The organism is Acidovorax sp. Root402 (assembly GCF_001425125.1).
In the GTDB taxonomy this organism is placed as follows: Bacteria; Pseudomonadota; Gammaproteobacteria; order Burkholderiales; family Burkholderiaceae_C; genus Acidovorax; species Acidovorax delafieldii.
The window spans coordinates 79,531-104,914 of record NZ_LMDQ01000018.1; the positions used below are offsets into that span (position 1 = coordinate 79,531).

General features: G+C 62.2%; 21 protein-coding genes. 15 read left to right on the forward strand and 6 right to left on the reverse strand.

Annotation, left to right across the window (positions count from 1 at the left end; genetic code table 11):
- Positions 1-35: 35 nt before the first annotated feature.
- A complete protein-coding gene (locus ASC83_RS20835) occupies positions 36-767 on the reverse strand; it encodes a glycosyltransferase (RefSeq protein WP_369817016.1) in 732 nt (243 codons plus the stop codon).
- 44 nt (positions 768-811) lie between these two features.
- Complete coding sequence (locus tag ASC83_RS20840; protein ID WP_056067223.1) at positions 812-1,285, reverse strand: YhbY family RNA-binding protein; 474 nt, start codon at positions 1,283-1,285, stop codon at positions 812-814.
- Positions 1,286-1,390: 105 nt separating this feature from the next.
- On the opposite strand from ASC83_RS20840, the gene ASC83_RS20845 reads away from it, so the two are divergent.
- From ASC83_RS20845 to glmM, 4 genes are all read left to right on the forward strand, one after another.
- Positions 1,391-2,056: an RlmE family RNA methyltransferase gene (locus ASC83_RS20845; protein WP_056067225.1), complete on the forward strand. Its 666-nt coding sequence runs from the start codon at positions 1,391-1,393 to the stop codon at positions 2,054-2,056.
- A 171-nt stretch (positions 2,057-2,227) separates the two neighbouring features.
- Entirely contained in the window at positions 2,228-4,147 is a 1,920-nt protein-coding gene (gene ftsH / locus ASC83_RS20850; protein WP_056067227.1) for an ATP-dependent zinc metalloprotease FtsH, read from the forward strand.
- Between the two features lie 123 nt (positions 4,148-4,270).
- Positions 4,271-5,101: a dihydropteroate synthase gene (folP, locus tag ASC83_RS20855; RefSeq protein WP_056067768.1), complete on the forward strand. Its 831-nt coding sequence runs from the start codon at positions 4,271-4,273 to the stop codon at positions 5,099-5,101.
- Positions 5,102-5,191: 90 nt separating this feature from the next.
- On the forward strand, positions 5,192-6,526 hold the full coding sequence (gene glmM / locus ASC83_RS20860; RefSeq protein WP_056067229.1) for a phosphoglucosamine mutase: 1,335 nt from the start codon (positions 5,192-5,194) through the stop codon (positions 6,524-6,526).
- A gap of 62 nt (positions 6,527-6,588) precedes the next feature.
- Here glmM and ASC83_RS20865 read toward each other — a convergent pair whose 3' ends face one another.
- Together ASC83_RS20865 and ASC83_RS20870 are read right to left on the reverse strand one after the other, a co-directional pair.
- The gene (locus ASC83_RS20865; RefSeq protein WP_056067231.1) at positions 6,589-8,820 is read right to left on the reverse strand and encodes an EAL domain-containing protein; all 2,232 of its coding nucleotides are present in this window, start codon (positions 8,818-8,820) and stop codon (positions 6,589-6,591) included.
- A 195-nt stretch (positions 8,821-9,015) separates the two neighbouring features.
- Positions 9,016-11,967, reverse strand: coding sequence for an EAL domain-containing protein (locus tag ASC83_RS20870; RefSeq protein WP_056067233.1), 2,952 nt, complete (start codon positions 11,965-11,967; stop codon positions 9,016-9,018).
- A 197-nt stretch (positions 11,968-12,164) separates the two neighbouring features.
- Here ASC83_RS20870 and ASC83_RS20875 point away from each other — a divergent pair, with 197 nt between their 5' ends.
- The 5 genes from ASC83_RS20875 to sixA all read left to right on the forward strand — a co-directional run bounded on the left by ASC83_RS20875 (position 12,165) and on the right by sixA (position 17,661).
- Positions 12,165-13,004, forward strand: a complete 840-nt coding sequence (locus ASC83_RS20875) for a GNAT family N-acetyltransferase (protein WP_056067235.1) — start codon at positions 12,165-12,167, stop codon at positions 13,002-13,004.
- A 3-nt stretch (positions 13,005-13,007) separates the two neighbouring features.
- Positions 13,008-13,877 (forward strand): UDP-2,3-diacylglucosamine diphosphatase, encoded by an 870-nt coding sequence (locus ASC83_RS20880; protein ID WP_056067237.1) that lies wholly within the window; start codon positions 13,008-13,010, stop codon positions 13,875-13,877.
- Positions 13,874-14,965, forward strand: a complete 1,092-nt coding sequence (locus ASC83_RS20885; protein WP_056067239.1) for a glycosyltransferase family 1 protein — start codon at positions 13,874-13,876, stop codon at positions 14,963-14,965. The genes ASC83_RS20880 and ASC83_RS20885 overlap by 4 nt, the downstream gene beginning before the upstream one ends.
- 174 nt (positions 14,966-15,139) lie before the next feature.
- Positions 15,140-17,200, forward strand: a complete 2,061-nt coding sequence (gene ppk1 / locus ASC83_RS20890) for a polyphosphate kinase 1 (RefSeq protein WP_099732066.1) — start codon at positions 15,140-15,142, stop codon at positions 17,198-17,200.
- A complete protein-coding gene (sixA, locus tag ASC83_RS20895; protein WP_056067241.1) occupies positions 17,197-17,661 on the forward strand; it encodes a phosphohistidine phosphatase SixA in 465 nt (154 codons plus the stop codon). Before ppk1 ends, sixA begins: the two co-directional genes overlap by 4 nt.
- Before the next feature lie 64 nt (positions 17,662-17,725).
- Here sixA and ASC83_RS20900 read toward each other — a convergent pair whose 3' ends face one another.
- Both ASC83_RS20900 and ASC83_RS20905 read right to left on the reverse strand, forming a co-directional pair.
- On the reverse strand, positions 17,726-18,253 hold the full coding sequence (locus ASC83_RS20900) for a hypothetical protein (RefSeq protein WP_056067243.1): 528 nt from the start codon (positions 18,251-18,253) through the stop codon (positions 17,726-17,728).
- 52 nt (positions 18,254-18,305) lie between these two features.
- Entirely contained in the window at positions 18,306-19,784 is a 1,479-nt protein-coding gene (locus ASC83_RS20905) for a Ppx/GppA phosphatase family protein (RefSeq protein ID WP_056067246.1), read from the reverse strand.
- Positions 19,785-20,047: 263 nt separating this feature from the next.
- Here ASC83_RS20905 and pstS point away from each other — a divergent pair, with 263 nt between their 5' ends.
- From pstS to phoB, 6 genes are all read left to right on the forward strand, one after another.
- On the forward strand, positions 20,048-21,070 hold the full coding sequence (gene pstS / locus ASC83_RS20910; RefSeq protein WP_056067249.1) for a phosphate ABC transporter substrate-binding protein PstS: 1,023 nt from the start codon (positions 20,048-20,050) through the stop codon (positions 21,068-21,070).
- Positions 21,071-21,179: 109 nt separating this feature from the next.
- Positions 21,180-22,169 carry a phosphate ABC transporter permease subunit PstC gene (gene pstC, locus ASC83_RS20915; RefSeq protein ID WP_369817010.1) on the forward strand — a complete coding sequence of 330 codons (990 nt, stop codon included), beginning with the start codon at positions 21,180-21,182 and terminating at the stop codon, positions 22,167-22,169.
- Positions 22,170-22,210: 41 nt separating this feature from the next.
- Positions 22,211-23,065 carry a phosphate ABC transporter permease PstA gene (pstA, locus tag ASC83_RS20920; protein WP_056067253.1) on the forward strand — a complete coding sequence of 285 codons (855 nt, stop codon included), beginning with the start codon at positions 22,211-22,213 and terminating at the stop codon, positions 23,063-23,065.
- Positions 23,066-23,126: 61 nt separating this feature from the next.
- Positions 23,127-23,909: a phosphate ABC transporter ATP-binding protein PstB gene (pstB, locus tag ASC83_RS20925; RefSeq protein ID WP_056067255.1), complete on the forward strand. Its 783-nt coding sequence runs from the start codon at positions 23,127-23,129 to the stop codon at positions 23,907-23,909.
- Between the two features lie 11 nt (positions 23,910-23,920).
- The gene (phoU, locus tag ASC83_RS20930; RefSeq protein ID WP_010457902.1) at positions 23,921-24,622 is read left to right on the forward strand and encodes a phosphate signaling complex protein PhoU; all 702 of its coding nucleotides are present in this window, start codon (positions 23,921-23,923) and stop codon (positions 24,620-24,622) included.
- Positions 24,623-24,643: 21 nt separating this feature from the next.
- Entirely contained in the window at positions 24,644-25,351 is a 708-nt protein-coding gene (phoB, locus tag ASC83_RS20935) for a phosphate regulon transcriptional regulator PhoB (protein ID WP_015013590.1), read from the forward strand.
- The last annotated feature ends 33 nt before the right edge of the window (positions 25,352-25,384 follow it).

Here is a 25,384-nt window from a genome sequence, read left to right on the forward strand (position 1 = left end):
TTTTCTCTTGAGGGCAAGCCTGCCCGCCGCCGCGCCTATTCGTGCCAGTGTTCCGCCACCCAGGTAGCTGGGCGGATGTAGCGGAACCGGCGGTTGCGCCTCCCCGCCAGCGCATCCGGGGGATTGCATTCCCCGTGAAAAATCACGATGCGTGCGCCTTCGGGTACAAACGGTGCGCGCCAGTAATTGGTGGGCCACGGCGGTATCCCGTGGTACTTGAAACTGGGGCACCACGCAGCGGGCCAGTATTGCAGCTTGCCCCGCTTGTGCAAGAAGTCGGACAGGTAGGCCTGTTCGTTGCGAAACTGTGCGCGGATCTCCGCGAAGTGTTCGCGAAAATACGCTAGCACATCCGGATGGGCGCCAAGCTCGAAGCGGTAGACCGACGAGTTTCCCGTGATGCGCCATGGGCGTTTGTAGTCGTGAATGATCAGAAATTCGCCGGGCTGGGTGAAAAAATCATCCAGGCTGCCGGTGACGACCACATCCACGTCCAGAAACAGGGCGGTGCCCCGCAGTCCATGCAAGTCTGCGCTGAAGGTGGCCAGCTTGGTCCAGCCCCGCTCGGGAATGCCTGGCGGTAGATCCAGTGCAGGAATGGGCAGGCATTGCACTTCGCTACGGATACCGGCGCTGTCATCGGTGAGGCAGACAAAACGGAAGTCTCCGCTCAGATGTCGACGCACCATGGCGTACAGCCGGTTGACGTAGTCGGGGCCGTATTTCGTGCCCCATTTCATGCAGAGGATGTGGCGGGTTGGCGCCATGCCGGCAGGTGCTGCAATGGTTGCAGATACTGCTTCAGCGGTCATCAGTCAGCCTGGCGCTTCTTGATGGATTTTTGCTTGGGCTTGGCGCGCTTGATCTGGCCGCCTGACGTAAGACGCTGGTTGCCGAGCACACGCAACTGCTTGATCTCGGGGCGCTGACCACCCCGTTTGCTGTACTTCAGTACCTTGACATCGCGTGGGCCGGGCATCCGGTCTTCGTCGATGGTTCGCTCTTTGACAGGCTGGGGCCGCCACAGCACCAGCAGTTTGCCGATGTGCTGTATGGGTGCCGCGTTGAGTTCGGCGGTCAGCTCCTGGTACATCAGCTCGCGCGCCACGCGGTCGTCGTTGAAAACACGCACCTTGATCAGGCCATGGGCGTTGAGGGCGGCGTCGATTTCCTTCTTCACGGCAGGGGTGAGGCCATCGCCGCCGATCAGGACCACGGGGTCCAGGTGGTGGGCATTGGCGCGTTGTTCCCGGCGCTCGGCAGGAGTCAGTTGAATTTGGGGCATACCCGTATTATGTCTGCGGCCCGTGGTGGGGTGACTCCACCTCCCAAGTGCGGCAAGGCTTTCAAGTCACCAGCTACAGCGATTGTCGAGAGACAATACCGTCATATGAAAGTCAAAACCCAGAGCAAGAAGGTGAACAAGGCGTGGCTCAACGACCACGTGAACGACACCTATGTCAAATTGGCACAGAAGGAGGGTTACCGCGCCCGTGCCGCCTACAAGCTCAAGGAGATTGACGAGCAACTGGGCCTCATCAAGCCTGGTTATACGGTGGTCGACCTGGGCTCCACACCGGGGGCGTGGAGCCAGTATCTGCGCAGGCGCATGTCGCCCGCTGGCGCCGCTGCGGGGCAACTCAACGGGGTGATCATTGCGCTGGACATTCTGCCCATGGACCCCATTGAAGGCGTTACCTACTTGAACGGAGACTTTCGTGAGCCTGAGGTGCTGGAGCGCTTGGAGCAGGCGCTCGACGGCCGGGTGGTGGACGTGGTGGTGTCTGACATGGCGCCCAACCTGTCGGGCATCGAGTCGGCCGATGCAGCACGGATTGCGCATTTGGTGGAGTTGGCTGTGGATTTCGCGTGCAACCATTTGAAACCGGAAGGCGCCCTGGTGGTCAAGCTGTTCCATGGCAGCGGATACAGCGATCTGGTCACCCTGTTCAAGCAGACCTTCAAGGTCGTCAAACCCTTGAAACCCAAGGCGTCGCGCGACAAGTCGTCAGAAACCTTCCTGGTGGGCATGGGGCTGAAAAAGCAGCCTGTCTAGACTTGCCTCAGGTCAAGAATCCGTGAACTTTGGCTGCAAAGCCCGCGCTGATTCCATGGGCGTGAGGGGGAATAGAGCTGGTCCCGTGGCTTGAAAGACCTAAAATGGGCCGCACATGCGTGCCATGACGGCAGTGTGTCCGTTTTCTGTTCCCTGCAACTGGAGCCCCGCTTGAACAATCAGTGGTTTTCAAAAATTGCCGTATGGCTGGTCATTGCCATGGTGCTGTTCACGGTGTTCAAGCAGTTTGACACTCGCAGCGGCGCCAGTGCAGGCCACGTCGGGTATTCCGAGTTTCTGGACGAAGTCCGCAACAACCGCATCAAAAGCGCCACCATTCCCGAAGGGCTGAGCGGTGGCGAGATTGTTGCGGTCACCACCGATGATCGCAAGATCCGCACAAACGCTTCGGTGCTGGACCGTGGTCTGGTGGGTGACCTGCTGAATCACAACGTCAAGTTCGACGTGAAGCCTCGTGAGGAAGGCTCCTTGCTCATGACCCTCCTTGTCAGCTGGGGGCCCATGTTGCTGTTGATTGGCGTGTGGGTGTACTTCATGCGCCAGATGCAAGGTGGCGGCAAGGGCGGCGCCTTCAGCTTTGGCAAGAGCAAGGCGCGCATGCTGGACGAGAACAACAACCAGGTCACGTTCGCTGACGTGGCAGGCTGCGACGAGGCCAAGGAAGAAGTCAAGGAAGTGGTGGACTTCCTCAAAGACCCACAAAAGTTCCAAAAGCTCGGCGGCCGTATTCCCCGTGGCCTGCTGCTGGTGGGGCCTCCCGGTACTGGCAAGACCCTGCTGGCCAAGTCCATCGCTGGCGAAGCCAAGGTGCCGTTCTTCAGCATCTCCGGCTCCGACTTCGTGGAAATGTTCGTTGGCGTGGGCGCGGCGCGCGTGCGCGACATGTTCGACAACGCCAAGAAGAACGCTCCTTGCATCATCTTCATCGATGAAATCGACGCGGTGGGCCGGCAGCGTGGCGCTGGCCTGGGCGGTGGCAACGACGAGCGCGAGCAGACCCTGAACCAGATGCTGGTCGAGATGGACGGCTTTGAAACCAACCTGGGCGTCATCGTGGTGGCCGCCACCAACCGCCCTGACATTCTGGACGCCGCCCTGCTGCGTCCTGGCCGTTTTGACCGCCAAGTGTATGTGACGCTGCCCGACATCCGTGGCCGCGAGCAGATCCTGAACGTGCACATGCGCAAGATCCCGATTGGTCAGGATGTGGCGCCTGGCATCATCGCCCGTGGTACCCCCGGCATGAGTGGTGCCGACTTGGCCAATCTGTGTAATGAAGCCGCCCTGATGGCTGCCCGCCGCAATGCGCGCACCGTGGAGATGCAGGACTTCGAGAAGGCCAAGGACAAGATCCTCATGGGCCCCGAGCGCAAGAGTATGGTCATGCCCGAGGAAGAACGCCGCAACACGGCTTACCACGAGTCAGGCCATGCGCTGATCGGCAAGTTGCTGCCCAAGTGCGACCCCGTGCACAAGGTCACCATCATTCCCCGCGGCCGTGCTCTGGGCGTGACGATGAGCCTGCCCGCGCAGGACCGTTATAGCTATGATCGCGAATATATGCTCAACCAGATCAGCATGCTGTTCGGTGGCCGCATTGCCGAAGAAGTGTTCATGAACCAGATGACCACCGGCGCCAGCAACGACTTCGAGCGCGCGACCCACATCGCCCGCGACATGGTCACGCGCTACGGCATGACCGATGCCCTGGGGCCGATGGTTTACGCCGAGAACGAAGGCGAAGTGTTCCTGGGCCGCTCGGTCACCAAGACCACCACCATGAGCGAACAGACCATGGAAAAGGTGGACATGGAAGTGCGCCGCATCATCGACGAGCAGTACAACCTCGCCCGCCGCTTGATCGAAGAGAACAGTGACAAGATGCACGCCATGGCCAAGGCCTTGCTCGAATGGGAAACCATCGATACCGAGCAATTGGACGACATCATGGCGGGCAAGGAACCTCGTCCTCCCAAGGACTGGACGCCACGCACCCCTCCCTCTGGTGGTGATAACTCCAGTGGTGGCACTCCAGCTGTAGCCACGGATACTGCACCGACGGCAGCCTGACTGGGCTCGCGGTCCAGCCGTCTGAACGGGGCCTTGTGCCCCGTTTTTCATGGGGACCATCGTTTTTTCTTGCGGAATGCTTTGTCGAGCCGCTATTTCGAAATCTGCACGGGTGTGATCGGCATGATCTGGCAAACCTCTCGCTTCGCAATTGACTTGGTCCGTCCCCAGGTCATGGGCGTCGTCAACGTCACTCCTGATTCTTTCTCCGATGGTGGGCGCCATGGCTCCACGGCTGCGGCGCTACGGCATTGCGAACAGCTGTTGAAAGAGGGCGCAGATATTTTGGATATCGGTGGTGAGTCCACCCGCCCGGGCAGCCCTGCTGTGCCGCTGGATGAGGAGCTGTCTCGCGTCGTTCCCTTGGTGCGTGAGGCTGTGGCGCTGGGTGTCCCGATTTCAGTGGACACCTACAAGCCGGAGGTCATGCGTGCTGTGCTGGATCTGGGGGCTGACATCGTCAACGACATCTGGGCCCTGCGGCAGCCAGGAGCTGCGGCAGCGGTGGCTGCGCACCCGCAGTGTGGTGTGTGCCTGATGCATATGCACCGCGACCCGCAGACCATGCAGCAGGCGCCTATGGGGGGGGATGTGGTGCCCCAGGTGCTATCATTTTTGCAGCTGCAGGCGCATAATCTACTAGCGCTTGGGGTCGAAAAGGCTCGTATCCTGCTGGATGCGGGCATTGGTTTCGGCAAAACGGTGGAACAGAACTTTGCGTTGCTGGCACGACAGTCCGAGCTATTGACCGCTGGCTACCCGCTGCTGGCGGGATGGTCGCGCAAGTCATCGCTGGGCACGATCACAGGGCTGGAGGTGAGCCAACGCATGGTACCCAGTGTGGCCGCCGCCTTGCTCGCGGTGGAGCGGGGCGCGTCGGTAGTGCGTGTGCACGATGTACGCGAGACGGTGGCGGCACTGGCAGTGTGGTCTGCGATGCAGCGATCTGGCTGAGGGGCCAGTGATTCGAGAGCAGGTAGTGGGGCGCCAGGTCCTCGCCTTTGACAACAACATACTGAGATCCGTACGAGGAGACGCCAGAACATGACACGCCAATACTTTGGAACCGACGGCATCCGCGGCACTGTGGGGCAGCCGCCCATCACACCGGATTTTGTGCTGCGCCTTGCCCATGCCGTGGGTCGCGTGTTACGCCGCACGGAAGAGCGGCCCACAGTGTTGATCGGCAAGGACACCCGCATCTCTGGCTACATGCTTGAAAGCGCGCTGGAGTCTGGCTTCAACTCGGCAGGGGTGGATGTGGTGCTGCTGGGGCCGTTGCCCACGCCAGGCGTGGCTTACCTGACCCGCGCCCAGCGCGCCAGTCTGGGCGTGGTCATCAGCGCCAGCCATAACGCCTACCCTGACAACGGCATCAAGTTCTTCAGCGCGCAAGGCACCAAGCTGTCGGACGCCTGGGAGCTGGCGGTGGAAGCCGCACTGGCCGAACCACCCGTCTGGGTCGATTCAGCCAGCCTGGGCAAGGCCCGGCGCCTGGATGATGCGGCCGGGCGCTACATCGAGTTTTGCAAGAGCACGTTTCCCCAGGACCTGACGCTCAAGGGCCTGAAGATAGTGGTGGACGCTGCCCACGGAGCCGCCTACCAGGTGGCGCCCAAGGTATTCCACGAGCTGGGTGCGGAAGTGCTGTCGATTGGCTGCGCACCCGACGGCCTCAACATCAACCACGAGGTCGGTGCGACACACCCCGACGCGTTGGTGCGCGCTGTGCGCGCGAACCGTGCCGACTATGGCATTGCCCTGGATGGGGATGCAGACCGGCTGCAGATTGTGGACGCCAATGGGCGGCTGTACAACGGTGACGAGCTGCTGTACCTGATGGCGGCAGACCGCATGGGCCGTGACGAGCACGTGCCTGGCGTGGTGGGCACGCTGATGACCAACATGGCGGTAGAGGTGGCGCTACTGGCCAAGGGAGTGAAGTTTGTACGCGCCAAGGTCGGTGACCGGTACGTGCTGGAAGAACTGGCGCGCCACCACTGGGTGTTGGGCGGGGAGGGGTCCGGGCATCTGCTGGCCCTGGACCGACACACCACCGGCGACGGTTTGGTCAGTGCCCTGCAGGTGCTGCAGGCTTGTGTGCGCAGTGGCCGCACGCTGGCGCAGCTGCTGGCAGGCATCACGCTCTACCCGCAGGTCTTGCTCAACGTCCGACTGGCGCCAGGGCAGGACTGGAAGGCCAACCGTTTACTGGCAGAGGCCACGCAGGCGGTGGAGCAGCAGTTGGGCTCCTCGGGCCGCGTACTGATCCGCGCCAGTGGCACCGAGCCTCTGCTGCGTGTGATGGTGGAGGCGCGCGACGCGCAGTTGGCCAGCTCTTGCGCTCAGCGCCTGGCCGACGCAGCCCGCGCGGGTTGACGTCTTGGACTATCGGCGGAGTGCAGCAGCGTCCGCCGCGCTGGAAAGGGTCTTGAGGCTGGTCAGTGTGCGGTCGTGTGTTGCCGCATGAAGCGTTCCAGTTGCTCCGCGGGCAGTGGCGTGCTGAAGTGGTAGCCCTGCGCTTCGTCGCAACCTTGTTCGTGCAAAAAGGCCAGTTGCCCCTCGGTTTCCACGCCTTCAGCGGTAGTACGCATGCCCAGCGCCTGCGCCATGCGGATGATGGCGCTGACGATGGCGCGGTCGTTGCTGTCGTTGCCCAGGTCGCGCACAAAGGATTGATCGATCTTGAGCTTGAAGATCTGGAACCGCTTGAGCTGGCTGAGTGACGAATAGCCCGTGCCGAAGTCGTCCATCGACATCCGCACTCCACGCGCATGCAACTGGTCCATGGTGGCCACCGCCGCATGGGGGTCGTCCACTGCCACCCCCTCCGTCAGCTCCAGTTCCAGCGAATCGGGGGGCAGGTCAAACTCCGCGAGCACCCGGCTCACCAGCTCTGGCAGCTGTGGCTGGCGAAATTGAATGGCTGACAGGTTCACTGCCATTGTGAGTTCGGGAAACCCGCAGCTGCGCCATGCCTTGAGCTGGGCCAGCGCTGTGCGCAGCACCCACTCGCCGATCTGCAGAATCTGGCCGCTGTCTTCGGCGATGGGGATGAACTCTCCCGGAGAAATCGCACCGAGCTGGGGGTGTTGCCAGCGCAGCAGGGCTTCCACACTGCGCACAGTACCCGTGGCCAGGTTCATCTGTGGCTGGTAGTGCAGGTGGAACTGTTCGCGCTCCAGCGCACGGCGCAATGCGTTTTCGAGCTGCAGGGCCCGTACCGACTGGGCCTGCATCTCGGGGGTAAAGAAGCGAAAGGTGTTGCGTCCGTCCAGCTTGGCGCGGTACATGGCCACGTCTGCCGACTGGGTCAAAGTATCGAAATCGTGTCCGTCCTGGGGGAACAGCGCAATGCCCATCGACGGGGCCATGGTCAGCTCGTGGTGATCGATCTGGTACGGCTGACGGGATGCCTCCTGCAACTTGCTGGCGACCCTGGCTGCACCCCGCGCGTCGGCGCCTGGCAGAAGCAGGATGAACTCATCCCCTCCCAGGCGCGACACCGTGTCCTTGTCGCGCACCACCGCACGCAGGCGCTTGGCAATTTCGACCAGCAGCACATCGCCCACCCGGTGGCCCAGAGAGTCGTTCACATGCTTGAAGTGATCCAGGTCCAGGAAGATGACGGCCAGCGGCGTCTGGTTCTCCTGCGCCACCCGAATGGCCTGCTGCGCACGTTCTGCCAGCAGGGCACGGTTGGGCAGACCGGTCAACGCATCGTAGTGGGCCAACCAGTAAATGCGCTCTTGGTCGGCCTTGCGGTCATTGATTTCACGGTGCAGGTTTTCCACTGTCTCGCGCAGCTCGCGCGTGCGGTCTTGCACCTGCCGCTCCAGCTCCTCATGGGCCTGGGCCAGCACCGCCTGCGCGCGTTTGCGGTCGGTGATGTCCATGGTGATCCAGATGGTCCCCTGGGCAGGGTCGGCGGGATCGATGCATTTGCTGCGTACTTCGCAAATCACAGGGGTGCCGTCCTTGCGGCATAGCTCCACCTCGCCCTCGTACGACTGTCCGGCCACCAGCGAGGGGTAGCAGCGGTCGCCCACTTCTTGCCAGGCAGCATCGCTGGCGTACCAGCGACGCGACGAGCTGCCAATGAGTTCGCCCGGCTCAAAGCCCAGCATCTGTTCAAAATGGTGGTTGCAGCGGGTCAGATGCCGGTCTCGCAGAAAGACGATGCCGACCATCGCGCTGTCAAACAGCAACTGCTTTTCCCGCACAGCGGCATTCAGCGCGGCGTGGGCACGCTTTTGCTCATCGATGTCGTCCACGATCCAGATCGAGCCTTCTCCGGTGTCGTGCGGATTGATCAGGCGCCCCGTGAGGCTGCCCCAGAACAGTGTGCCGTCCTGACGACGCAACTGGCGTTCAATCCGGAATGACTGCCCCTGGGCCAGCGCGGGATAAGCCGTGCGCCCGAGGTCCCGGAATGCATCCCGGTCTGGATAGAAGGCTTCGGTGTTGAGCCCTACCAAGTGGGCGGGGCTGGCATAGCCGAAAATTTCGGCATACCGCTGGTTGCAGCGCACCACGCTGCGCTGGCGCAGGAACACGATACCCACTCCCGCGCTGTCCAGGAGGGTTTGTTGTTCACGCAAGGTGCGTTGCAGGGGGGTGTCAGGGGGCACTCCGGCGCGCTGCGAGGGCGGAGTGCTGAACAGCGAATACATAAGACCAGAACAGGCGGCAGGGCCAGACGGCCTCAGAAAATTGTGCCAAAGTGTAGCAGCGGCAGCTTACAAGCCGTTTGAGGGTATGCCTCAGGTACAGCGCTGCAGGTTCTGCCGTACGGCTGATGTAAGTGCAGTCGCCAGGAGCCAGGAGCTCTGGCGCGAGAGGGTGCAGAGACGCGTTGCCCGGCGTTTTTAGCGTCCCAAGTGTTCCCGCAGATAGGCCTCAAAGGCATCGGCTGCCAGGGGGCGGCTGAACAGGTAACCCTGGCCTTCGTCGCAGCCCTGCGCGCGCAGAAACTCCAGCTGGCCATCGGTCTCCACCCCCTCGGCGGTCGTCTGCATGCCCAAGGCCTGCGCCATGCGGATGATGGCGCTGACAATGGCCCGGTCATTGGCGTCGTCGTCCAGGTCGCGCACAAATGACTGGTCGATCTTGAGCTTGTAGATCTGGAAGCGCTTGAGGTAGCTCAACGACGAATATCCCGTGCCAAAGTCATCCATCGAAAGCCGCACGCCCCGGTCATGCAATTGGTCCATCATGGCCAGTGCAGCAGCGGGGTCGTCTACCGCAGCCCCCTCGGTCAGCTCCAGCTCCAGCCGACGCGCAGGCAGTCCGGCTTGTTGCAGGCAGCGTGTCACCATCTCGGGCAACTGGGGGTGGCGGAACTGCACCGCCGACAGATTGACTGACACAGCCCGCAGTGGCAATTGAAGGTCCAGCCAGCGCTTGGCGTCATGCACGGCAGTGTTCAGCACCCACTCGCCAATTGCGACGATCATGCCGCTGCTTTCGGCCACAGGGATGAACTCCGCCGGGGACACCATGCCCAGCTCGGGGTGGCTCCAGCGCAGCAGCGCCTCGGCACCGACCACTTGGCGCGTGGTGAGTGACACCTGGGGTTGGTAGTGCAGCTCGAACTGGTTGCGTTCCAGTGCCCGGCGCAGTGCGTTTTCGATCTGTAAGGCTCGGGCGGTCCGTGCCTCCAGGTCGGCGGTGAAAAAGCCAAAGCGGTTGCGCCCGCTTTGCTTGGCACGGTACATGGCGGCATCAGCACGCTGGTACAGGGTGTCGAACGAGTCTCCGTCAGCCGGATACATGGCAATGCCTACGGACAGGGTGGTGGTGAGTTCGTAAGGCTCCACCTGAAACGGCTGCGCCACGGCCATCAGCAAACGGTTGGCTACGTCGGCCGCCTGCAGGGCCGAGGCAGCGGGTAGCAGCAGCAAAAATTCATCCCCTCCCAGGCGCGATACGGTGTCCTGTGCGCCCAGCAGGGACTCCAGCCGTCGCGCTACTGCCACCAGCAGGATGTCGCCAATGCGGTGCCCCAGCGAGTCGTTGACGTTCTTGAAATGGTCCAGGTCCAGGAACAGCAAGGCCAGCGTTCCGCCCCGCGCTTGCTCTTGTTCGATGTGGCGTTGGGCGCGCTCTGCCAGGAGCGCACGGTTGGGCAGGTCAGTGAGGGGGTCGAAATGCGCGAGGCGCTGGATGCGGTCCTGAGCCTCGCGTTGCAGGGTGATGTCGCGGAACAGCGTGATGGAGTGGGTGGTGCTGCCATTGCCATCGCGCACGCGGCTGACGGACAGCCACTGGGGGTAGGTCGATCCATCCTTGCGGCGGCCCCAGGCTTCGCCTTCCCAGTGCCCTTCTTTGGTGAGATGGGCGTACACCAGGTCGGCGTCGAAGTCTCGGGTGGACTCTGCCACCGTGAGCAGGCGCATCGACTGACCTACGGCCTCCGCTTCGGAGTAGCCAGTGATGCGGCTGAATGCCCGGTTGATGCGCACGATGGTCTGGGCTGCGTCGGCAATCACGATGGCCTCGCCGCTCTGGTCAAACACCTGGGCCGTCAACTGCAGTTGTTCTTGCGACCGCTTGCGTTCAGAAATGTCGCGGGACAGCACAATGAACCGGGGTTTTCCTCCCGCTGATCCTGCCTTGCGGGCCGCAGAAAGCTCGAACCAGGTGGGCCCCAGGCCAGGCAGGTCCAGCATGATCTGGCGTCCAGTGGACCATCCCTGGGATTGCGCTTCATTGAGCACATCCATCACAGTCAGTGCAGCCAGTGCGGGTAACACCTCGGTGACATTGCGGCCGATCAATTGCTCAGCAGGGCCCATGAGCAACTCGGCACGAGGGCTGTGCACGCTGCAATAGCGGCCGTCCTGGTCGATTTCAAACAACGGATCGGGAATTGCATCGATGGTGGCGCGCAGCTGCTGCTGTGTGGCCTGGATCTCGGAGGTCCGCTGGGCCACCTGTGTCGCAAGACCGCGCTCGTGCACCTTCAATTCGACCAGCAAGCGCGCCAGGTAGCCCATCAGCAACGCAAACAGCAAGCCCAAGGCACAGCGCAGAGCCAGCACACCTGGCGCGCCCCATCCCTTGGCGGGTGTCAGGCTGAGCGTCCACTGGCCATTGGGCAGGGTCAGGGACCGGCCAACAGCGTCACCGGTGGGCGGAGGGTCAGACGTCGCGATGGTCTGCTCCTGGTTGTTATCCGGGCGGACACGCCACAATCGATAGTGAAAACCCCGTTCCTTGAGCTGGGGCAGCCGGGCGGTGGCCAGCACCTCGGGCAGACGGATGGTGACGTAAGTAAAACCCCAGAAGCTCCGGCGCCCCAGGTCATCTTCCAGGTACACCGGTTGGCGCCCCACGACGCCCAGGCCGCCCTGGACCAACTCCATGGGCCCCGCCAGCGTCAACACGCCGGACTCGCGGGCACGGGCTGACTCCGCCCCTTGGCGGGGGTCGTTGAGCTGGTCAAAACCAATCGAATTTTCGTTGCCTGCACGGGGAACAACCTGCTGCACTACCCCTCCCGGGGACAGGCCCATGGCCGCGATGCCCGGGTAGAAAGGCAGCATCTGCACGCCGATTTCTTCGAACTGGGGAACCTTCCCGTGGCCCTGGCGCACCAGCGCCACCAGGGTGTTGTTGGCCGACAGTGCCAACTCGATGGCACGCTGCAGGGCCTGGACATGATCGCCCGCCACATCGGCGGCTTGGGTGCGCTGCTGCGCACGTTCCTGGCGTTCCAGCGTCCAGATCAAAGCACCAGCGCAGGCGGCTGCAAGCACAAACACAGCCACAAAGGCTGCGATGGGGCTGCGTGTGGGGGGCAGGGCGGGGGAAGGCACGGCGGAGTTCCTCAGTCAATTATGCAGGCCATTAGTGAGGGCCCCGTGCCAATGGAAAGCGCGCATTGTCATGGCGTTGACACGCCGAAGACATGGGCATGTCATGCGCGGCTTTCACACTCCCGGCCAGGAAAGCGGATTCCCGCTCTGTTTGGAAATTCCAGCTGTGCCCGTTCTTACCGAAGGAGACGTTGTCCATGAACGACCTGCCCACTTTGATGCAGTTGTCCACATCGCCGGAGGCTACAGGTACCGGTATTGTTCAGCCTTCTGGTGTTGTGCCGGGCGCCGTGCATGCTATCCCGGCGCGTGGTGCTATCGAGGTGACTTGGGCCAGGCATCTGGATGAGGTCCGTGAGGCACAGCGCTTGCGGTTTGAGGTGTTCGCGGCAGAGATGGGCGCTCGATTGACGACCCCCATTCCTGGCCACGACGTGGACCTGTTTGACGACTATTGCGAGCATCTTCTGGTGCGCGACGCTCCGAGCCAGCAAGTCATTGGGACTTACCGGGTGCTGACGCCCGCGCAGGCCAAGCGGGTGGGCGGAACTTACAGCGACACCGAATTCGACTTGACGCGCTTGCGCACGCTGCGCCCGCGCATGGTGGAGCTGGGCCGCAGCTGTGTGCATCCCGACCACCGCCACGGCGGCGTGATCATGGCGCTGTGGAGCGCGCTGGCGGACTTCATGGTGCGCAACGAACTCGACACGATGATCGGCTGCGCCAGCATTCCCATGCTTCACAATGGCGTGGTTAGCGGCGACGCGGCGGCCAGCATCTGGCAGCAAGTGCGAAAGACCCATCTGGCACCCATCGAATACCACGTGCTGCCGCGCCTGCCGTTGCCCGTGGAGCATCTGGACGGATCCATTGCCGTGGACCCACCGGCCTTGATCAAAGGCTATCTGCGACTGGGCGCCCGTGTACTGGGTGCACCGGCGTGGGATCCGGACTTCAATACCGCCGACCTGCCCATGCTGATGCGGCTGGCCGACCTGCATCCCCGCTACCGCAAGCATTTTCTGGGGGCCTGACCGGTGCGTGCCGCGTTCGACGCCCTGGGCCCTTGGTTGAACGAGTCCCAGGTGCCGCAGGATGCAGAGCCCGACGCCCTTGTGGCGTTCGCCGGTCAACGCTGGTTCCGTGCTGTGTTCATTTCGGATTTGCACCTCGGCACGCCTGGGTGTCAGGCTGAAGCGCTTCTGGATTTTCTGAAGCACCATCCCAGCGACCATCTGTACCTGGTGGGAGACATCGTCGATGGGTGGCAGTTGCGCCGCCGGTGGTTCTGGCCACAGGCGCACAACGATGTGGTGCAAAAGCTGTTGCGTCGCGCGCGCAAGGGGGGCCGCGTGGTGTTTGTTCCTGGCAACCACGACGAATTTGCCCGAGCCTTTGTGGGGAATTCTTTTGGCGGTATCGAGGTGGTGTCCGATGCTGTGCACACCACTGCAGATGGGCGCAGCCTGTGGGTCACGCATGGTGACCACTTCGATGGTGTGATCCAGTGTGCCAAATGGATCGCCTATGTGGGTGACAACCTCTATGAATTCACGCTCAAGCTGAACCGCCATCTCAACATCCTTCGGGCGCGGATGGGGCTTCCGTATTGGTCTTTGTCAGCTTACCTGAAAGGCAAGGTAAAAAAGGCGCTCAACTACGTCACCGATTTTGAAGTGGCGGTGGCCGCAGAGGCCCGTCGCCGCGGGCACGATGGAGTGGTCTGCGGACATATCCACCGCGCGGAGATGCGCGAGATTGGTGGCACCTTGTATTGCAACGATGGCGACTGGGTGGAGAGCCACACAGCACTCGTCGAGCACCTTGATGGTCGGCTGGAGCTGTTGCAATGGCCCGCTGTGCCCGCAGCCAATCTGTCCAGCCAGACCACACGGGTGTCCGCATGAAGATTGCGCTGCTAACTGATGCATGGCTGCCACAGGTCAATGGCGTGGTGACCACTTTGGTCGAGTTGGTGCGAGAGCTGGAAGATGCCGGGCATGACGTGCAGGTGCTGCATCCTGGTCAGTTTTCTACCCGTCCTTGTCCCGGTTACGCTGGCATTGATCTGGCGGTGCGACCCTACAAGTTACTCACCCAGAAGTTGGACGCCCTGCAGCCCGATGCCATTCATCTGGCGACCGAGGGGCCTTTGGGCTGGGCGGGGCGTCGTTACTGTCTCAAGCGTGGCCTGGCATTCACCACAGCCTTTCACACAAGGTTTCCCGAGATTCTTCAGGCAGCCTTGCGCATACCACTGGGTTGGGGTTATGCGCTTTTCAGGCATTTTCATCGCCCTTCGTCGGGGGTAATGGTTCCTACGCAGGGTGTCTTGCAAATGCTGCAGCAGCGGGGCTTTCGCCAACTGCGGTTGTGGACGCACGGTGTGGATACCCAGGCGTTTCGCTTTCATGGTGAGGTCTGTCAGAGTCCGCTCACTGGCGTTCTGGCGCATCCTGTGGCGCTGTATGTGGGGCGCATTTCATATGAAAAGAACATCGATGCCTTTTTGCAGATGGACATGCCGGGCACGAAGGTGGTGTGTGGTGTAGGCCCGCTCGAGGCACGGCTGAAAGCCAAGTACCCGCAGGTACGCTGGCTTGGCATTCTGGACCGGGAGGCGCTGGCACAGATCTACGCCTCGGCCGATGTCTTTGTGTTTCCGAGCCGCTCCGAAACCTTTGGGCTGGTCATGCTGGAGGCAATGGCTTGCGGCACGCCGGTCGCTGCCTTTCCTGAAGATGGTCCGCGGGAGGTCCTGGGTGCAGGGGACGGCAGGGTGCCGATGGGCGGCGTGTTGCACGCGAGCCTTCTGGCGGCCACGCAGCAGGCCTTGTCCATACCAAGGTCCGAAGCACGAAGCCGGGCGCTGGAGTTCACATGGGCACATGCGGCCAGGCTGTTTCAACAGTACCTGGTACCAGCCCGCTCCAGCTCGCAGGGAGTTTTCGTGTCTGTCACAAAGTCTGTCACGCAGTTGTCATCTGGGCGTTAAATACTGCAGCGATTCTGCAATTGCTGTACGCGCGTATCCATGCTGCCCCTGCCTCCTGTTGATTCCATCCCTTTGCAGCGCGAGCACCTCGATGCTGTCGGGGACTCCTCGCACGCCGTGTCACATGACAACGATTTTGCGGCTGTGGGGGCTGTCACGGGCGTTGCTCCCCACATGTTTCTGGACCGCGACCACAGCATCCTGGCATTTAACGAACGCGTGTTCGACTGGGCGGTTCGCACAGATGTCCCGCTGCTGGAGCGGCTGCGCTACCTGTGCATCGTGTCATCCAACCTCGACGAATTTTTTGAAGTACGTGCCGCAGCGCACATCACGGCGGCCAAGAAGGGCGAGACCAAGGGGCTCTACACCGCAGCGTCGTTCGAGGCCCTGTCCGCCCAGGTACACGACCTGGTAGAGCGGCAATACGCGCTGTACAACGAAGCACTGGTTCCCGCATTTGCAAAGCATGGGATACGTATCGTGGCGCATGGTGACCGCTCCGCAGAGCAGAGGCGGTGGGTGCACGAGTATTTTGCGCGCGAGGTCCGTCCCTTGTTGATTCCGGTGGGACTCGACCCGGCCCACCCGTTTCCGCAGGTGGCTAATAAGTCGTTGAACTTCATAGTGCGTCTCAAGGGGCATGATGCCTTCGGCCGCGAGAACGAAATCGCCATCGTCAAGGTGCCGCGTGCACTGCCCCGTCTGATCCGTATGCCAAAGAAGGTTGCGTCCGACGGGGCGTTGTTCGTCAGCTTGTCCAGCATCGTGCGTGCCCATTTGGAAGACCTCTTTCCTGGCCGCGAAGTGACGGAGTTTTCCCAGTTTCGTGTCACACGCCACTCCGATCTGGCACTGGACGAAGAGGATGTTCGTAACCTGCGCACCGCCCTGCGGCAAGGCCTGCAGCACCGTCATTACGGACAGGCTGTGCGCCTGGAAGTCTCTGCGGGTTGCTCTCGCTTCCTGTCCGACTTCTTGTTGCAGCAATTTGATCTGCCCAACGCGGCCTTGTACCGTGTACATGGTCCTGTGAACTTGGTGCGCCTGAATCAGCTGGTGGACTTGGTGAACGATCCCGCGTTGCTGTTCCCGCCATGGAGTTCCGCTTGGCCACGTCAACTCCAGCCAGGGGTGTCCATCATGGGTCAACTGCGCGAGCGCGACGTGTTGATCCACCAGCCGTTCGAGAGCTTTGATGGTTTGCTTGCGTTCCTGCGGGAGGCTGTGAACGACCCGGACGTGCTGGTCATCAAACAGACCATCTACCGCACAGGCGCCGACTCCGAACTCATGGACCTGCTCAGCGAGGCGGTGCGCCGAGGCAAGGAGGTGATGGCGGTGGTGGAGCTGAAAGCACGCTTTGACGAGGAGGCCAACATCAATTGGGCAGAGGCGCTGGAGTCGATTGGGGCGCAGGTGGTCTATGGCGTCGTGGGCCTCAAGACCCACGCGAAGATGCTGCTCGTCACGCGCCGTGAAGGGCGGCAGTTACGCCGGTACGGCCATCTTTCCACTGGCAACTACAACGTGCGTACGGCCAAGCTGTACACAGACCTGAGTTACCTCACGGCAGATGAAGAAACCACTGCCGATATGGACGGTGTTTTCAATCACCTGGCCAGCCAGAACCGGCCTCCCAAGCTGCGCAAGCTCATGCTGGCACCGTTCCATTTGCATCGCCGCATGATCGAAAAAATCGAGCGCGTGGGACTGGCTGCCAGCCGTGGGGAAGACGCACGGATCGTTGCCAAGATGAATGCCCTGACCGACGAGGGATTGATGCGGGCGTTGATCCTCGCTGGGCAGCGCGGCGCACGCATCGATCTGATTGTGCGCGGGGCCTGCATGCTGGCCCCGCAGGTGCCGGGAGTGACGGACAACATCCGGGTGCGCTCGGTGATTGGTCGGTTCCTGGAGCACACGCGTGTTTTCTATTTCCGCGCGGGGGGCGAAGAAGACCTCTATCTGTCGAGTGCCGATTGGATGAACCGCAACATGATGCGCCGCGTCGAGCTGGCGTGGCCAGTGACTGACCCCAAGCTGCGCCAGCAGATCATTGATGAATGTTTGGTGGCCTACCTGTGTGATGACCGCGATGCCTGGACGTTGAATGCCGCAGGCGTCTACGACCGCGCGGTGCACCCGGTGGACGGTAGTGGTGCCCAAAACGCGTTGATGGTGCGCTATGGGCCACGGCCTGCTCTGGGTCGCGAGGAGCCAGGGGTCGCATGATGGATTTGATCCTTTGGCGTCATGCCGAGGCGGAAGAGGCAGAAGACGGTAGCGATGATCTTGCACGCCCGCTCACGGCCCGGGGCGAGAAGCAGGCGGCGCGCATGGCGGCCTGGCTTGATCGTCAACTGCCGGAAGGCCTGAGGGTGGTGGCAAGTCCAGCGCGGCGGACTGAGCAAACTGCCCACGCTTTGGGCCGCAAATTCAAGATGCGCGCCGAGTTGTTGCCTGGCGGTACACCACAGGATTTGCTAGAGCTCGTGCAATGGCCGCGTGCCAAGGGCGCTGTTCTGGTGGTGGGGCACCAGCCCATGCTGGGCCAGACCGTTGCCCAGTTGTTGCAACTACAGGCCCCCGAGTGCCCTGTGCGCAAGGGCTCCGTGTGGTGGTTGCGCCAGCGCCAGCGCTGGGACCACAGCCAGACCGTGCTCATGGCAGTGCAGTCACCGGAGTTTCTTTAGCTTACCCGGCGATGTCCGAGGGCCCGAAGCCGTGCCCCTGGACACGCCGTGTCTCGGGACAGGTTTACTTGCGTCCTGCTTTGCCGTTGGTCTTGGTCGTTGCCTTTGCAGTGACAGATGGCGCGGCTTCAGCTGTGTCGGCCTTTGGGCGACCGGTCTTGATGGAAGGCACAGCTTGCAAAGCGCTGCGCAACGCGCTGTCTGACAGACCTGCCAGCACCTTGAGCCCTGCGCGCAACAGCTCGCTTTTCTTGACGGGGTGGGCCAGTGCTGTGGCACGGTCTTTCAGGGTGTCGAGCACCGCGTACTCGTCTTTGGGGATGGTGAAGCTGTCACGGACCAGCTTGGGCTTTTTGCCCTTGGGCTCGGTGGCCTTGGTGGGTTTCACTGCGGAAGCTGCCTTGGTCGCGGTGGCTGGCTTGGAGGCTGGCGCCTTTTCTGCCACGGCCTTTTTTGCGGGCTTTGCAGCCTTGGATGCCTTTGGAGCCTTGGGTGCCGTTTCCGGCTTGGTTGGCTTGGCTGCCTTGGCGGGCTGGGCAGCGGGCGCGGCGGGGGTGACGACGGGGCTGGGGGTTGTGGTGGCAGTGGTCATGACAGAAGATTGGTAAACGGTATAAACAGTTTATACCGTTTGTTGTTTACCCTCAAGGCATGTCCACAGCCAGCTCCCAGGGGGTTTTTTGCCAGGCTTGAACTTCTTCGCGCAGAAGGTGGGCCGACTGGGGGTATGCGATGGCCCATCCAGGGCGCGCGCTGACCTGAAATTGCTGTCCGTCCGCCTGCAATGACAGCCCTTTGGTATCGGGCTCCCGGCGTGCGTGGCACAGGGCCACGGCCAAGCGCAAGCACAAGAGCTGCAGCACAAAAATCGGATCGTCGAGTTCCACCCCCAGCTTTCGTACCTTGCCCCGCTGCCCCTGCACCAGCACTCCCAGGCGGTGCAGTTCTGGCACCGCAAAACCAGCGGCGTCAGTGTTGTCGAGAATGTAAGCGCCGTGTCGGTGGTAGTCGCTGTGGGAAATGCGGCAGCCAATCTCATGCAGGCGGGCGGCCCAATCCAGCTTGCGGCTGGCACGTTCGCTCCCGGGTGGAGCAGCCTGGTCAAACAGTGCGCAGGCGGTGCGCGCCACGCGGTCTGCATGCTCCATGTCCACGCCAAACCGCTGCATCAGCCCTTGGACGGTGGTGGTGCGAAGGTCGGTGCCGGGTTGCTCCCGATCCAGAAGGTCATACAAGGCGCCCTGGCGTAGTGCCCCTTGCGCCACCTGCATCTCGTGGATGTCCAGCAGGTCAAAAACGGCGCGCAGCACGCTGATGCCCCCCCCGATGACTGCACGGCGCTCTTCCTTGAGTCCGTCCATGCGCAGCCGGTCGGCACTTTGGGCACGGAGCAAACGCTCCCGCAGCCAGTTCAGCCCATCGCGGGTGATCAGACCCTGCGAACCTCCGGCAGCGGACAGAATGTCCCCCACGGCGCCCGCCGTGCCAGACGACCCATAGGCAACATCCCATGCATCGGGGCGAAAAGTCTCCAGCGCCTCATCGAGTACCGCCTTGGCAGCAATCTCCGCCGCCAGGAAGGCCTGGGCAGAGAACTCTCCCTTGGCAAAGTACCGTTGTGACCAGGCGACGCTGCCAACCCGGAAGGAGGCCACCGCGTGGGGCGTGAACTGCTCGCCGAGGATCAATTCGGTGGACCGACCTCCGATATCCACCACCAGGCGGCGCTCGTCCGACTGAGGCAGCAATCGGGCTACACCCTGGTAAATCAACCGAGCTTCTTCCGGGCCAGACACCACGTCGATAGGGTACCCAAGCACCTCACTGCCGCGTGACAGGAATTCTTCGCGATTGCGCGCTTCACGCAGTGTTTGAGTGGCCACTGCACGCACCTGCGCGCGGGGAAAGCCTGCTAGGCGCTCTCCAAAGCGCGCCAGACAAGCCCAGCCGCGCTCCATGGCGTCGCGAGTCAGGTTCCGATCTTCATCCAGCCCGTTGCCTTGGCGCACGGTTTCCTTGAGGTATTCCACCCGCTGGACGTGTCCGAACTCATAGCGCCCGATTTCCAGGCGAAAACTGTTGGAGCCGAGATCGACTGCGGCGAGGCGTGTGCCGTTCTGCATGTGTGTTTGGTGGGAGCTGCGTGCGGCATCGTACCGCGATGCGCGTGGCCTGATCCGAAGCGCGGGCCGCCATTGGCTGGGCGGGCAAGTGACCGGGAGATGGCGGGAGTGTGACGAGGTTGTGTGACGCATTCATGACGCCAGCGATGCCGCGTCACGAGGGGTGTTGCAATGGTCTGAGGATGGTTTTTGTGTCACTGAATTGTCACGATAGGCCTCTAGAGTTCGCTCTGTTCCTGTTAACCCCTGCCGAAAGGTACTTCATGAAACGCGTATTTCTCAAAACCGTCGCAGTAGCTCTGGCCGCCCTGGCAGTGGGCAACGCCTTTGCGGCAGACATCACCGGCGCCGGCGCTACGTTCCCCTTCCCGATGTATGCCAAGTGGGCTGAAGCCTACAAGAAGGAAACCGGCGTGGGTCTGAACTACCAGTCCATCGGTTCCTCGGGTGGTATTCGCCAGATCCGCGCCAAGACCGTGGCTTTTGGCGCTACCGATGCCCCTCTGTCGGGCGCTGAACTGGAAAAAGACGGCATGGTGCAGTTTCCTGCCATCATCGGTGGCACCGTGCCTGTGGTGAACCTGGACGGCTTCAAGCCAGGCGAACTGCGCGTGACCGGCACCGTCCTGGCCGAAATGTATCTGGGCAAGATCACTAAGTGGAACGATGCCAAGCTGGCAGCCCTGAACCCTGGCAAGACGCTGCCCGACCAGAACATCACCATCGTGCACCGCGCCGATGGCTCGGGCACCACATTCAACTGGACCGACTACCTGAGCTCTGTCAGCAAGGAATGGGCGGACACGGTGGGCAAGGGTGCTGCAGTGAAGTGGCCTGCTCAGTCTTCCGTGGGTGGCAAGGGCAATGAAGGTGTTGCAGCCAACGTGACCCGTGTGAAGGGTGCCCTGGGCTACGTGGAGTACGCCTACGTCAAGAAGAACAACATGACGTTCCTGCAACTGCAGAACGCTGATGGCAAGTATGTGGCGCCCGACGATGCCACCTTTGCAGCGGCTGCTGCGAGCGCTGACTGGTTCAGCGTGCCTGGCATGGGTATTTCGATGGTGAACGCCAAGGGTGCCAACAGCTGGCCCGTGAGCACGGCATCCTTCATCCTCATGTACGCCGACCCCGCAGACAAAGCCCAGTCAGCCGAAGTCCTGAAATTCTTTGACTGGGCCTTCAAGAACGGCAAAACCATGGCTGCTGACCTGGACTACGTGCCGCTGCCTGACGCTCTGACGGCGCAGATCCGTTCCAAGGTCTGGTCGCAAATCAAGAAGTAAGCGGTTTGCCCCAGAATAGTGCCCATCGGCCGGCTGGTCTGACCGATGGGCGCTGGTTTGTGGGGTCTCCAGAAGCCAGATGGGAGTCAACATGAGCGTGGGAACCACCATGAGTTCGCAACCCGTGTCCGTCAAGATGACGGACGCCCCCACACCGTCCATGGTGTCGATTGCCAAGAGGCAGCGCCTGCAGGACATCGTTTTCCATCGGCTGACCCAGAGCCTGTCGCTGCTGGTGCTGGTGGCGCTGCTGGGCATCATCGTTTCGCTGTTCATCTACGCGTGGCCAGCTTTTCACAAGTTTGGCATCCAGTTCATCTGGCGCGCTGAGTGGGACATCATCAATGAAGAATTTGGTGCGGCGATTGCCATCGTCGGCACCCTGGCCAGCGCAGGCATTGCACTGCTGATCGCCGTTCCACTGGCATTCGGCATTGCGCTGTTCCTGACCGAAACCTGCCCTGTTTGGCTGCGCCGCCCGCTCGGCACGGCGGTGGAATTGCTGGCGGCCGTCCCGTCCATCATCTACGGCATGTTCGGCCTGTTCGTGTTTGCGCCATTGTTTGCAGACCATTTCCAGGTACCCGTGCAAAAGCTGCTCGGCTCCATGCCGCTGATCGGCTTCCTGTTTGGCGGCAGTACCAACGGATTTGGCATCCTGGCCGCGGGCATCGTGCTGGCCTTCATGGTGTTGCCTTTTGTGGCTGCAGTGATGCGCGATGTGTTCGAGATTGTTCCCCCCATCCTGCGCGAGTCCGCCTATGGCCTGGGTTGCACGACCTGGGAGGTGGTGCGTCGCGTGGTGCTGCCCTACACGCAGAAGGGCGTGATTGGCGGAGTGATGTTGGGTCTGGGCCGGGCCTTGGGCGAGACCATGGCCGTCACTTTTGTGATCGGCAATGCCAACCGCATGCCCACCTCGCTGTTCTCGCCAGGCACTTCCATCGCATCCACGCTGGCCAATGAGTTTGGCGAGGCGGCGGACTTTCATTTGTCCACGCTGTTTGCCCTGGGCTTCCTGCTGTTTGTGATCACGTTTGTGGTGCTGTCGGCCGCCAAGATCATGCTGCTGCGCGCCGAGAAGGCCAAGGGCCTGTAAGCCCTGCAGCCCGCTCCCGACCCTCTTCAGAGACGAGCTCCATGGAATTCAATCAACAACTCTACAAAAAGCGCCAGCGCTCCAACGCCATTGGCCTGACCCTGTCACTGGGCGCCATGGCACTGGGCCTGTTCGTGCTGCTCTGGATCCTGAGCGTGCTCCTGTCCAACGGTTTTGCCGCTTTGGACTGGAACATGTTCACGCAGTCCACCCCGGCGCCCGGCTCCGACGGCGGTGGCCTGGCCAACGCCATCGTGGGCAGCCTGCTGATGGTGGGCTTCACCGTGCTGGTGTCCACGCCCATCGGCGTGCTGGCGGGGGTGTACCTGGCCGAATACGGGGACCAGAGCAAGACCGCCGAACTGACCCGCTTTGTGACGGACATCATGCTGTCGGCCCCTTCCATCGTGCTGGGCCTGTTCGTATATGCCATTGCGGTCGCTACCGTGGGCAACTTCTCGGGCTGGGCGGGCAGCCTGGCGCTCTCGCTCATCGCCGTGCCGGTGGTGGTGCGCACCACCGAGAACATGCTGCGCCTGGTGCCCGGCAGCCTGCGCGAAGCAGCCTTTGCCCTCGGTGCACCGCGCTGGAAGGTCTCGACCATGGTCACCCTGCGTGCTGCTCGCAGCGGCGTGATGACTGGCCTGCTGCTGGCTGTGGCCCGCATCAGTGGCGAGACCGCGCCCCTGCTGTTCACCGCGCTCAACAACCAGTTCTTCAGCACCAACATGAATGCGCCCATGGCCAACCTGCCGGTCGTGATCTTCCAGTTTGCGCTGAGCCCGTACGAGAACTGGGTTCGCCTGGCCTGGGGCGGTGCGCTGCTCATCACGCTGTCGGTGCTGATCCTCAACGTCGTGGCGCGGGTGTTCCTGCGCGAAAAGAACCGCGTGTGATTTCGTTGGCTGATGCGGCCAACGCCATCGACAAGACTGCCTCCATTTTCAGGAATTGACAATGAACGCCACTGCTACCGCCACTGCCAGCAAAAACGCGCTGGAGCTGCGTAACCTAAGCTTTTTCTACGGCAAGTTCCAGGGCCTGCGCAACGTGAGCCTGGACATCGCCGAGCACAAGGTCACTGCCTTCATCGGCCCCTCGGGCTGTGGCAAGTCCACGCTGCTGCGCACGCTCAACCGTATGTACAGCCTGTATCCCGGCCAGCGCGCCGAGGGTTCCATCAGCTTCTATGGTCAGGACATCCTGGACCCCAAGCAAGACATCAACCTGCTGCGCGCCCGCATCGGCATGGTGTTCCAGAAGCCCACGCCGTTCCCGATGTCCATCTACGACAACATCGCGTTTGGCGTGAAGCTTTACGAGACGCTGAGCAAGAGCGAGATGGACGACCGCGTGGAGTGGGCGCTGTCCAAAGCCGCTCTGTGGACCGAGGTGAAGGACAAGCTGCACCAGAGCGGCCTGTCGCTCTCCGGCGGCCAGCAGCAGCGCCTGTGCATTGCGCGCAGCGTGGCGGTGAAGCCTTCGGTGCTGTTGCTCGACGAGCCCACCTCGGCGCTGGACCCGTTGTCCACTGCCAAGATCGAAGAGCTGATCGACGAGCTCAAGCACGACTACACCATTGCGATCGTGACCCACAACATGCAGCAGGCCGCCCGCTGCAGCGACTTCACCGCCTACATGTACCTGGGCGAGATGATCGAGTTCGGTGCGACCGAGCAGATCTTCTTCAAGCCCGAGCGCAAAGAAACCGAAGACTACATCACCGGCCGTTTCGGCTAAGGAGACAGCAGATGCCCGATAAACATCTTTCGTCCCAGTTCGACAGCGAACTCAACAGCGTCTCTGCCCGCGTCATGGAAATGGGCGGCTTGGTGGAGTCGCAGATTCGCCAGGCGGTGTACGCGCTGTCGCAATTCAGCCTGGAGGCCGTGGAAACGGTGGCTTCGATGGAGACCCGCATCAATGCGATGGAGGTCGAGATCGACCAGGAGCTGTCCTCCATCATCGCCCGCCGCCAGCCCACCGCGCGTGACCTGCGCCTGCTGCTGGCCTTCTCCAAGGCCACGGCCAATCTGGAACGCATGGGCGACGAAGCCAACAAGATGGCGCGCATGGTGCGCTCCATCATCGAAGGCGGCGCCCCGCGCTCGTTGCCATCGAGCGACCTGCGGGTGGCGGCCGAGCTGGCCTCGGGCCAGCTGCGCAAGACGCTGGATGCGTTTGCAAGGCTGGACGTGAAGGCGGCGGTCGCCATCCTCAAGGAGGACGACCTCATCGACAAGGAGTTCGACGGCTTCGTGCGCAAGCTCATCACCTACATGATGGAAGACCCCCGCACCATCTCGCCCAGCCTGGATCTGCTGTTCCTCGCCAAGGCCATCGAGCGCATTGGCGACCATTCCAAGAACGTGGCCGAGCTCATCATCTATCTGGTCAAGGGCAAGGACGTGCGCCACACAGCCCTCGACGAGATCGAGTCGGCAGTGCTGTAAGTACGGGGCGCTGACATCACCATGAGAAAGCTTCCCCGTGTCCTTATCGTGGAGGACGAACCCGCGATTGCCGAACTGATTGCAGTCAACCTGCGCCACAACGGTTTCCAGCCCTTCTGGGCGGAAGACGGCGACAGCGCGCAGCGCGAGCTGGATGCCGTGCTGCCCGATGTGATTCTGCTGGACTGGATGCTGCCAGGGCAGAGTGGTCTGTCGCTGGCACGCAAGTGGCGTGCAGACAGCCGCACCAAGCCCATCCCCATCCTCATGCTGACCGCGCGTGGGGATGAGCCGGACAAGGTGGCCGGGCTGGACGCCGGTGCCGACGACTACATCACCAAGCCCTTTTCCACGCAGGAGCTGCTGGCCCGCATCCGCGCGGTGCTGCGCCGCCGAGCACCCGAGCAGGTGAGCGACAGCGTGAGCATTGGCGAGCTCGTGCTGGATGCTGCGACCTACCGGGTCACCTTCCAGGGCCAGCCCCTGAAGGTCGGCCCCACCGAGTTCAAGCTGCTGCATTTCTTGATGAAGCACGCCGAGCGTGTGCACAGCCGCTCACAGCTGCTCGACAAGGTGTGGGGCGACCATGTCTTCATCGAGGAGCGCACGGTGGACGTGCATGTCAAGCGCCTGCGCGAGGCCCTGGGTGCAGCCTCCGTGATGGTGGAAACGGTGCGCGGCGCGGGCTACCGGCTCACTGCACAACCTCAGGTGCCGCTGTCGGCCTGATGAGGCAGGCGGGCTCCCGCCTGTGAGTGTTGC

Bases quoted from the DNA above. Each gene is read 5' to 3' on its own strand.
- ASC83_RS20835 (WP_369817016.1), bottom strand. From the start codon at position 767: ATGGCGCCAACCCGCCACATCCTCTGCATGAAATGGGGCACGAAATAC.
- ASC83_RS20840 (WP_056067223.1), bottom strand. From the start codon at position 1,285: ATGCCCCAAATTCAACTGACTCCTGCCGAGCGCCGGGAACAACGCGCC.
- ASC83_RS20845 (WP_056067225.1), top strand. From the start codon at position 1,391: ATGAAAGTCAAAACCCAGAGCAAGAAGGTGAACAAGGCGTGGCTCAAC.
- folP (WP_056067768.1), top strand. From the start codon at position 4,271: ATGATCTGGCAAACCTCTCGCTTCGCAATTGACTTGGTCCGTCCCCAG.
- glmM (WP_056067229.1), top strand. From the start codon at position 5,192: ATGACACGCCAATACTTTGGAACCGACGGCATCCGCGGCACTGTGGGG.
- ASC83_RS20865 (WP_056067231.1), bottom strand. From the start codon at position 8,820: ATGTATTCGCTGTTCAGCACTCCGCCCTCGCAGCGCGCCGGAGTGCCC.
- ASC83_RS20875 (WP_056067235.1), top strand. From the start codon at position 12,165: ATGAACGACCTGCCCACTTTGATGCAGTTGTCCACATCGCCGGAGGCT.
- ASC83_RS20885 (WP_056067239.1), top strand. From the start codon at position 13,874: ATGAAGATTGCGCTGCTAACTGATGCATGGCTGCCACAGGTCAATGGC.
- ppk1 (WP_099732066.1), top strand. From the start codon at position 15,140: ATGTTTCTGGACCGCGACCACAGCATCCTGGCATTTAACGAACGCGTG.
- sixA (WP_056067241.1), top strand. From the start codon at position 17,197: ATGATGGATTTGATCCTTTGGCGTCATGCCGAGGCGGAAGAGGCAGAA.
- ASC83_RS20900 (WP_056067243.1), bottom strand. From the start codon at position 18,253: ATGACCACTGCCACCACAACCCCCAGCCCCGTCGTCACCCCCGCCGCG.
- ASC83_RS20905 (WP_056067246.1), bottom strand. From the start codon at position 19,784: ATGCAGAACGGCACACGCCTCGCCGCAGTCGATCTCGGCTCCAACAGT.
- pstS (WP_056067249.1), top strand. From the start codon at position 20,048: ATGAAACGCGTATTTCTCAAAACCGTCGCAGTAGCTCTGGCCGCCCTG.
- pstC (WP_369817010.1), top strand. From the start codon at position 21,180: ATGAGTTCGCAACCCGTGTCCGTCAAGATGACGGACGCCCCCACACCG.
- pstA (WP_056067253.1), top strand. From the start codon at position 22,211: ATGGAATTCAATCAACAACTCTACAAAAAGCGCCAGCGCTCCAACGCC.
- pstB (WP_056067255.1), top strand. From the start codon at position 23,127: ATGAACGCCACTGCTACCGCCACTGCCAGCAAAAACGCGCTGGAGCTG.
- phoU (WP_010457902.1), top strand. From the start codon at position 23,921: ATGCCCGATAAACATCTTTCGTCCCAGTTCGACAGCGAACTCAACAGC.
- phoB (WP_015013590.1), top strand. From the start codon at position 24,644: ATGAGAAAGCTTCCCCGTGTCCTTATCGTGGAGGACGAACCCGCGATT.